The following is a 10,161-nucleotide window of genomic DNA, read 5'->3' as shown; positions in this document are numbered from 1 at the left end:
GTCGCGTTGTGCGGGGGTGGGCCGGGTCTCGGTCGTGGTCCGCGAGGACCGTCCGGGGGCGAAGCGGCTGGTGGCCTATCTCGTTGCGGGTGACGTGGGTGACGCGGGTGGCGCGGGTGGCGCGGGTGGCGCGGGTGGCGCGGTGGTTGTTGCGGAGGTGCGTGCGTATGCGGCCGGGGTGCTTCCGGAGTACATGGTTCCTTCGGCGTTCGTGGTGCTGGATGATCTGCCGTTGACGGTGAACGGCAAGGTCGATGTTCGTGCGCTGCCCGCGCCCGATCTGGTGTCCGCCGGCTCCGAGTATGTTGCTCCGCGTACGGAGACCGAGCAGGCTCTTGCCGGGGTGTGGTCGGAGGTGCTGGGTGTCGAGCGGGTCGGAGTGCACGACAACTTCTTCTCCCTCGGCGGCGACTCCATCTCCAGCCTCCAAGTCGTCTCCCGGATCCGCGATGCGTGCGGTGTGGCCCTGTCGCCGCGGGCGCTGTTCGACCAGCCGACCGTGTCCGGCCTTGCACCCCTCGTAACGGGTACGGGGAGTTCCACCGTCGGCGCGGCGATCACTCCGGCGCCCAGGGACGGGGACCTGCCCCTCTCGTTCGCGCAGGAACGCCTCTGGTTCCTGGACGAGTTCGCGCACGGCAGCGTCGAGTACAACGTCGTGGAAGCGCTGAGGCTCACCGGGCCGCTGGATGTCGGCGCCCTGCGCTCCGCTGTCGCCTCGCTCATCAGCCGGCACGAGGCGCTGCGCACCACGTTCGACTCCGTCGACGGACGGGGCGTCCAGGTCGTGCACGGGCCGGCGGACCTTCCGGTGTCCTTCCGCACCGTCGATCCGAGCGGCTGCCTTGGCGAGCTGGACGAGTTGGTGCGCCAGGAGGCCGCTACCCCCTTCGACCTGCGCACCGGCCCGCTGCTGCGGGTCCTGCTGATGCCGATCGCCGAGGACGAGCATGTGCTCGTCCTGTCGATGCACCACATCGTCACCGACGGGTGGTCGATGGGTCTGATCGCCCGCGAACTCGGCATCTTCTACGACGCCGCCGTACACGGTGAGCGCGCAAGCCTGCCCGATCTGCCCTTGCAGTACCCCGACTTCGCCCTCTGGCAGCGCGAGCGCCGGCCTGAACTGCACGAGCAACTCGGCCTCTGGCAGCGGACGTTGGCCGGTCTCGAACCGCTCGACCTGCCCACCGACCGGCCGCGCCCCGCCGTTCGTACCACCGCCGGTTCGCTGTACGCGTTCGAGGTGCCCGAGGCACTGTCGCGCCGACTGCGTGCCGTGGGCCAGGAGCAGGGCGCCAGCCTGTTCATGACGCTGACGGCCGTCACCCAACTGCTCCTCTCCCGGTGGACGGGGCAGCGGGACATCGCCGTCGGTACCGCCGTCGCGGGACGTGAGCGGGCCGAGCTGGAGAATCTCGTCGGCTTCTTCGTCAACACCCTCGTGCTGCGCACGCGGATCGACGAGTCGCGCTCCTTCGCCGAACTGCTCGCCGACTCACGCGCGACGGTGCTCGACGCCTTCGCCCACCAGGACATCCCGTTCAGTGTGCTCGTCGACGACCTCGCCCCCGGGCGGGACACCAGCCGCACCCCCCTCGTGCAGGCCATGGTGAGCCTCCAGAACACTCCGGACGAACAGCCCCTGACCCTGGCCGGCCTGGAGGTGTCACCGCTCGAAGTGGAGCGCGAGACCGCGCAGTTCGACATCACCTTCGGGTTCCGGGAGGACGCCGGCACCCTACGGGCCGGTGTCGAGTACAACACCGACCTGTTCGACGCCGCCACCGTCGAGCGGCTGGCCTGGCGCTGGCTGCACCTCGCCGGGGCGCTGCTCGCGTCTCCGGCCGCTCCGCTGTTCGCCGCCGACGCGCTGCCCGCCGCCGAGCGGTCCGCACTGACCGGCGCGAACGACCGTACGCGTGATGACATGCCCGGACGGTCCGCCCCGGCCCTCTTCGGGAAGTGGGTCGACGCGACCCCCGATGCCCCGGCGGTACGGTGCGCGGAGGGCCCCGTGCTGACCTACCGTGAGCTGGACGACCGGGCCGGCCGGCTGGCCGGGCACCTTCTCCGTACGGGTATCGGGCCGGAGTCCCGCGTGGCCCTCCTCCTGCCGCGCTCCGTCGACCAAGTCGTATCGGTGCTCGCGGTGTTGAAGGCAGGGGCGACGTACGTCCCCGTGGACCCCTCGTATCCCGCCGATCGGGTCGGCTACATCCTCACCGACTGCGACGCCCAGCTGCTGATCACGCATGAGTCACACGCCGCCGCCCTGTGGGACACGGTGGCGGATCACTCGGGAGTCGGGCCGCTCCCTGTCCTCGCCCTTGATGCCCTTGATGCTCTTGACACACCTGTCACTCCGAGCATTCTGGGTGAATCGGATGCCGTGCTCCCGCCCGCTCAACCGCCCGCTCAACCGTCGGCTCGGCTGCCCGCCATGACCCCGCCCGGGGCTGCCCTCCCGGCCCTCCCGGAGGTCCCCCTCTCCGCCGGCGCCTACGTGATCTACACCTCCGGCTCGACGGGGCGCCCCAAGGGCGTGACCGTCACCCACGCGGGGCTTGCGAGCCTGGCCGCGACCCAGGCGGAGCGGCTGGGAGTGGGACCGGGATCGCGTGTTCTCCAGTTCGCCTCACCCGGGTTCGACGCCTCCTGGTGGGAGCTGTCCATGGCGCTGCTGACCGGCGCTACCCTGGTCGTGGACGGACCTGGCCCCGGCGCCGGCACGAACGGGCCCGCCACCGACTGGGGCACCACGCTCGGCCCCCTCGTTGCCGCCTGCGACGTCACCCACGCGACCCTGCCGCCCGCCCTTGTCGCGGTGCTGGACCCCGCCGACCTCCCGCCCACGCTCGTGGTCGCCGGGGAGGCGTGCCCCGCCGAGACGGTCGACCGCTGCGCGCCGGACCGGACCATGGTCAACGCGTACGGGCCGACCGAGACCACCGTGTGCGCCACCATGAGTGCCGCACTCGCACCGGGCGACGGTACGCCGCCCATCGGCACCCCGGTCCTCCACACCGGGACCTACGTCCTGGACGCCTGGCTGCGCCCGGTCCCGGTCGGTGTGCCGGGTGAGCTGTACGTGGCGGGGCGCGGGCTCGCCCGCGGTTATCTCGGCCGGCCCGGGCTCACCGCGGGGAGCTTCGTCGCCGACCCGTTCGGCAGCGGTGAGCGGCTGTACCGTACCGGGGACGTGGTCCGCCGCCGTACGGACGGCGAACTGGAGTTTGTCGGGCGCGGGAACGACCAGGTCAAGGTGCGCGGCTTCCGGGTCGAACCGCGCGAGATCGAGGGCGTGTTGAGCCTGCACGCATCGGTCGCCCAGGTGACCGTCGACGCCCCATCGGTGGCACGGAGCGGGTTTGGAGGCGGTGGCCCGGCCGGGGTGGCGGCACGGCTCGTCGCCTATGTGGTGCCCGTCGAACCGGGGGGAGTGGACGCGGCCGTGCTCCGCGAACACGCGGCCGCCGTGCTGCCCGACTACATGGTGCCCTCGGCCTTCGTCGCGCTGGACCGGATCCCTCTCAACGCCAACGGCAAGGTCGACCGGGCCGCCCTGCCGGCCCCCGGCCCCGCCGCCGGCGCGGACGGCGCGGGCGACGGCGGATACGTCGCGCCCCGGGCGGGTCTGGAGGAGGTGCTGGCCGGGATCTGGGCCGAGGTTCTGGGCGCCGAGCGGGTCGGCGCGCACGACAACTTCTTCGATCTCGGCGGCGACTCCATCCTGAGCATCCAACTCGTCGCGAAGGCGCGCCGCGCGGGCATCGGGATATCGTCGCGGGACGTGTTCGCCCGCCAGACCGTGGCCGCGCTCGCCGCTTTCGCCGCACGCGCGTCCGCCACCGGGGACGGACCTGCGGTCGAGGCCGAAGTCCTCGCAGATCAGGGCAGGTTGAGCGGGTCCGTCGGGACCACGCCGATCCGGGAGTGGTTCTTCGCCACCCATCCGCTGGACCCGGGGCACTTCGCCATGTCGATGGCCTTCGAGCTACGGGACGGGACCGATCCGGCGCTCCTCCGGGAGGCCGTGCACGCGGTCCTCACCCATCACGACGCGCTGCGGACATCCTTCGCCGGTGACTCCGCCGGAGCTGTCACCGCCCGGATCCTCACCGAGGTCGACATCGACACGGTGTTCCAGGAGTACGACCTGTCGGGCGAGCCCGATCCGGACGCCGCCTGGCAGGAGATCGCCGCCGGGGCCCCGGCCCGCATCGGGCTCGGCGGGCCGCTGTTCCGTGTGGTCGTCGGCCTGATGGGCGGCGGGGGCGGCATCCGGGTCCAGTTCACAGCACACCACTTGGTGGTCGACGGGGTGTCGTGGCGTGTTCTGCTGGCGGACATCGAGACGGCTTACGAGTCGGCTTACAAGTCGGCTTACGGGACGACACAGACGGCTTACCAGACGCAGGGCTCGCCGTCCGGCCGCGGAGCCGGCCTGGGCCGTAAGACCACCTCCGTACAGCAGTGGGCCGACCGCCTCGCCGCACATGTCGCCTCCGGTGGCTTCGACGCGCAGGTCGGCTACTGGCGGTCGGCGCTCGAAGGCGCGACGACCGAACTGCCGGTGGACACACCGGGCGGCGCCGACACCGTGGCCGACGAGCGCACCGTCCTGTGCGCGCTGAGCGTGGCGCAGACCGATGCCCTGCTGCACCGGGTGCCCGCCGTGTACCGGTCGCGTACGAACGAGGTCCTGCTCGCCGCCCTGGCACGCACCCTGCGCGCCTGGACAGGACGGGACCGTGTGGCGATCGATCTGGAGGGCCACGGACGCGAGGAGCTGTTCGAGGACATCGATCTCACCCGTACCGTCGGCTGGTTCACCTCGCTGTACCCGGTGGCACCCCAACTGCCGCCAGGGGAAGGCTGGAAGGACGGCATCACCGCCGTCAAGGAGCAGCTCCGCGCGGTGCCCGACCGGGGCATCGGTTACGGAGCGCTGCGCCATCTCGGTGCGGCGGGCTCCCCGGGAGAGGCGCTGCGCACCCTGCCCAGCCCCCGCATCTCCTTCAACTACCACGGTCAGTTCGACGCCGTACGGGAACGGGGTGACGGAGGGAGCCAGGGCGGCAGCGAGGGGCTCTACCGCGCCGAACTCCCCGACGCGGGAGGGGACCGCGGTGGTCGGGAAGGGCGCAGCCACCTCCTCGACGTCGTCGGCGGGATCGAGGAGGGCCGGCTGACCTTCGCCTGGACCTACTCACCCGGCCTCCACAGGGAGGAGACCGTACGGATCCTCGCCGATCGGTTCGCGGCCGAGCTGGCGGACTTCCTCGCGCACTGCGCCGAGCCCGGGGCCGGTGGATGCAGTCCCGCCGACTTCCCCCTGGTCACCCTCGGCCAGGACGAGACGGACCAACTGGTGGGCGACGGACGGAACGTGGAGGACATCTATCCGTTGACGCCTCTCCAGGCGGGGATGCTGTTCCACACGCTGGCCGAGCCGGACGCCTCCGCCTATCTGGAACAATTCGCCTGTGTACTGGACGGGGTGACCGACCCGGACGCCCTGGCCCGAGCCTGGCAGCGCGTGGTGAACACATCGGACGCTCTGCGGATCTCCGTCGCCTGGGCCGAAGTCGACCATCCCGTGCAGATCGTCCACCGCCAGGTGCGACTGCCCGTCGTCGTACAGGACTGGACCGGCTGCTCGGACGCGGAGCGCGCCGGGCGACTGACCGCCACGCTCGCTGCGGAACGGGAGCGCGGGGTGGATCTCGCCGAGCCCCCGTTGACCCGGGTGATACTGGCCCGGCTCTCCGGCGGGCGCGTACAACTCGTCTGGACCTTCCACCATCTGCTGCTGGACGGGTGGAGCAGCGCCGCGCTGCTCTCCGATGTCATCGCCGAGTACGCGGCACTCACCGGCGCCGCACCCGCACCCGCACCTGCACCTGCACCCGCACTCGCACCCGGACATCTGCCCGGTCCGGCGCCGCGCGGCCCGTTCCGGGACTATCTGAGCTGGCTGGCGGGGCGTGACCACGCCCAGGGGGCGGCGTACTGGCAGGACCGGCTGGCCGGCTTCACCGAGCCGGTGGCACTCCCGTACGACCGGCCCTCCGCCTGGCAGCACCGCGGCCGGTCCACCGCGCGCACCGAGGTTCCGCTCTCCCCCGAGGCGGCCGTTCTGGCCACCCGGTTCGCGCGCCGCCACCGGATCACCGTCAACGCGGTGGTCCAGGGCGCGTGGGCGCTGCTTCTCGCCCACCACGGGGGAACGCGCGATGTGGTCTTCGGAGCGACGGTCTCCGGGCGTCCGGCCGAACTGCCCGGAGCCGGGGAGATCCTCGGGCTGTTCATCAACACCCTCCCCGTACGGGTCGACGTGGACCCGTACCGCGGCCGCTCCGCCTGGCTGGCCGGGATCCAGGAGCACGCGTCGGAGGCCGGGCAGCACGAATATGTCGCCCTCCGCGACATCGCCACCGAACTGCCCTCGGGCACCGCGCTCTTCGACAGTCTGGTGGTCTTCGAGAACTACCCGGCCGACGCGGACGCCGCCACCCGCCACGGTGTGGCACTGCGCGAGGTCGAGGCCGTCGAGGCCACGAACTACCCGCTCACCCTGATCGCCGGAGCCGACGGACCCGGCCTGAGCCTCACCCTGGCCTACGACCCGAGTCTGTTCGACGACGCCACGGCGGACCGCCTCGCCGCCCACCTCGTCCGTATGGTCGAGGAGTTGACGTCCGGTACGGATCGGTCACTGAGTGACATCCCGCCGGTCTCCCCGGAGGAGGCGCGCCGTGCGGCCGACCGGGGCACCGGCCCGGCCGCGGCGGCGCCCGTACCGCTGGGGGAGTGGTTCGCCCGGCGCGCCGCGGCGCACCCCGAGGCGCCGGCCCTGGCCTTCGGCGGCGACGAACTGTCCTACCGCGAGCTGGACGAACGGGTGAGCCGGCTCGCTCACCTGCTGCGCGCACGCGGAGTACGGGTCGAGTCCCGGGTCGCGGTGCTGCTGCCGAAGTCGGTGGAGTGGGCCGTCGCCGTGCTCGCCGTGGTACGCGCGGGCGGCGTCCACGTTCCGATGGATCCCAAGTGGCCTGCGGACAGACTGCGTTACGTCCTCGATGACTGCGGTGCCACGCTGCTGCTGGCGGATCGTCACCATCTCTCGGTCCAAGGCGCGGACGGGGCCAGGGCCGGGTCCGGCGGGACGGAGTGGCTGGCCGTGGACGATCCGGCGGTCCTCGGGGAACTCGCGCACTTCCCGGCGACGGCACCGGACGTCGCGGTGCCGGCCTCCGCCGCGGCGTACGTGATCTACACGTCGGGCTCGACCGGGCGGCCCAAGGGCGTGGTCGTACCGCACACCGGACTCACCTCGCTCGCCCGGTCGCTGGTCGGCCGCGACACGATGGACGACACGGACGGTTGCTCGACGGACGGTTGCGTGTCGGACGGTTGCTCGTCCGACGCGTCCGCCCGCGTCCTCCAGCTCGCCTCGTCGGGCTTCGACGCCTCCGTACTGGAGCTGCTGCTCGCCTTCGGCGGCGGCGGAACGCTCGTACTGCCCGCACAGGAAGGGCCGTTGGCGGGCGAGGAGCTGGCGCGAGTGCTGGAGGAGGGCCGGATCACCCACGCCCTGGTGCCGCCGACCGTGCTCGCCAGCATCCCCCCGGGCCGGGCGTCCGGCCTGCGTACGCTGCTGACGGGCGGCGAGGCGTGCGACGCCGGACTGGCCGGGCGCTGGGCCGGCGGACGGACCATGGTGAACGCCTACGGCCCCACGGAGACCACGGTCGTCGCGACGATGAGCGGGACCCTCCCCGGCGGCGAGGACGGCGGTACGCCACCGATCGGCGTGCCGGTGTCCGGGGCCGCCGTCTCCGTACTCGACCGGCGGCTGCGCCCCGTCCCGGTCGGCGTTCCCGGTGAGTTGTACGTGGCGGGCGCCGTGCTGGCCCGCGGCTATCTCGGCCGCCCCGGGCTGACGGCCTCCCGGTTCGTGGCGGACCCGTCCGGCGGCGGACGGCTGTACCGGACCGGCGACCTCGTACGGTGGCGCGCGGACGGCCAGTTGGAGTACGTGGGCCGCGCGGACGACCAGGTGAAAATACGGGGCCTGCGGATCGAACTGGGCGAGATCGAGGCGGTGCTGGCCCGGCACACCGCGGTGGAGCGGGCGGCGGTGACGGTGCGTGAGGACCGGCCCGGCGTCAAGCGCATCGTCGCGTACGTCGTTCCCGGCACCGAGGACGAGCTGCCGACGGGAGACGAACTGCGCGCGTTCGCGGGCGCGTCGCTCCCCGAGTACATGCTGCCCGCCGTCTTCGTCACGCTGCCGGAACTGCCGGTCAACGCCAGCGGAAAGACCGACCGCCGGGCACTGCCCGCCCCCGACGAGGACGCCGACCGTGCCGCCGCCGCGTACACCCCGCCCCGTACCGGGACCGAACGGATCCTGTGCGGGATCTGGGCGGAGGTCCTCGGTGTCGAGCGGGTGGGCGTCCACGACAGCTTCTTCGCGCTGGGCGGCGACTCGATCCTCAGCATCCAGGTCGTGTCACGGGCCCGCCGCGCCGGACTGGAGCTGTACTCCCGCGATGTCTTCGTCGGGCAGACCGTGGCAGGGCTCGCGGCGGAGGCGGACGCGACCCGCGCCACGGCCACCCCGGCCCCCGCGGCGGAGGAGACCGAGGTGGGGCCGCTGCCGCCCACTCCGGTCGCCGAGTGGTTCTTCGCCACGCACACCGAGGACCCGGCCCATTTCGACATGACGATGTCCTTCGAACTCGCCCCCGACACCGATGAGTCGGCGCTGCGACAGGCGGTCGCGTCCCTGCTCCGGCGCCATGGCATGCTGCGCGCGGTCTACCGCGAGGAGAGTTCAGGACCGGCGGGGTCCGGCGCGGCCGACCGTACGGGCCGGTCCGGTTGGATCCTTGAACACGTCGACGAGGACGCGGTGTTCACCGCCCACGACCTTCGCGTCGGCAACGCTCCGACCGCAGTGGCGGCGTCAGCAGCGGATGCGCCGGAGGCACGCTGGGATGCCCTGGTCCGTGAGGTACAGGCCGGATTCCGGCTGGAGTCGGGGCCGCTCTTCCGCGTCCTGTTCGGCACCAGGGGCCCGGGCCTGGCCCCCTGGCTCACCGTTGTCGCGCACCATCTCGTGGTCGACGGTGTGTCCTGGCGGATCCTGCTGGACGACCTGGAGGCGGCGTACGCCGAGGCTCTGGCCGCCAGTTCCGCCAGTTCCGCCAGTTCCGCCGGTTCCGCCAGTTCCGCCAGTTCCGCCAGTTCCGGTGTCTCCGCCGGTTCCGACGAGCGGGCCGGGGCGGTCGTACCCCGGCCGAGGACGTCCTCCGTACGACAGTGGGCCGAACACCTCGCCCGGCATGTCGCGGAGGGCGGATTCGACGGTCAGGTCGGCCACTGGCGGGCGGCCACCGATCCGGCGGCGGTCCCACTCCCCGTGGACCGGCCTGGGGCACCCAACACCGGCGCCGAACTGACCGCCGTCGCCGAGACCCTCGGTGCCGAGCGGACGCACGCGCTGCTCAACCTGGCCCCCGGCCGGTACCGCACCCAGATCAACGACATCCTGCTCGCCGGGCTCGCCCGCACTCTCGCCACCTGGACCGGCCGGGCCCGTACCGTCGTCGACATGGAGAGCCACGGGCGGGAGGACCTGTTCGAGGACATCGACCTCTCGGGCACCGTCGGCTGGTTCACCGCCATCCACCCGGTCGCACTGGAGGCCTCCGCCGACAGCGGCTGGGACGCGACGATCCGCGCGGTCAGGCGACAGCTCCGGGCGGTCCCCGACCACGGTGTCGGGTACGGTGCGCTGCGCCGCCTCAGCGCCCCCGGCGCCCCGGGCGGCACACTCGCGGACGCCGCCGAGCCCCAGATCAGCTTCAACTACCTGGGCCGCTTCGACCTGGCGGGCGGACGCGGCGGCGAAGGACTGCTCCGCTCCGAACTGTCCGTCGCGGGACGGGACTTCAGCCTGTCGGAGGAGCGTCCGCATCTGATCGATGTGGCCGCGGTCGTCCAGGAGGGGCGGCTCACGGTCACCTGGTCCTACTCCTCGGCGATGTACGACCGGAAGACCATCGCCGAACTGGCGGCGGCGTACACCCGCGCCCTCGCGGAGATCGCCGACGGCTGCTCGGTGAGGTGAGGTGGGGTGAGGTGGCG

At 72.5% G+C, this 10,161-nt stretch carries 1 protein-coding gene; it reads left to right on the top strand.

The annotated features are described in order from the left end of the window. The first annotated feature begins 16 nt into the window (after positions 1–16). Positions 17–10,144: an amino acid adenylation domain-containing protein gene (locus AB0P17_RS32750; protein WP_365816657.1), complete on the top strand. Its 10,128-nt coding sequence runs from the start codon at positions 17–19 to the stop codon at positions 10,142–10,144. Positions 10,145–10,161: the final 17 nt, after the last annotated feature.

Source organism: Streptomyces sp. NPDC088124 (assembly GCF_040685895.1).
Lineage (GTDB): Bacteria > Actinomycetota > Actinomycetes > Streptomycetales > Streptomycetaceae > Streptomyces.
This window is presented reverse-complemented; position numbering and strand designations above follow the sequence as displayed.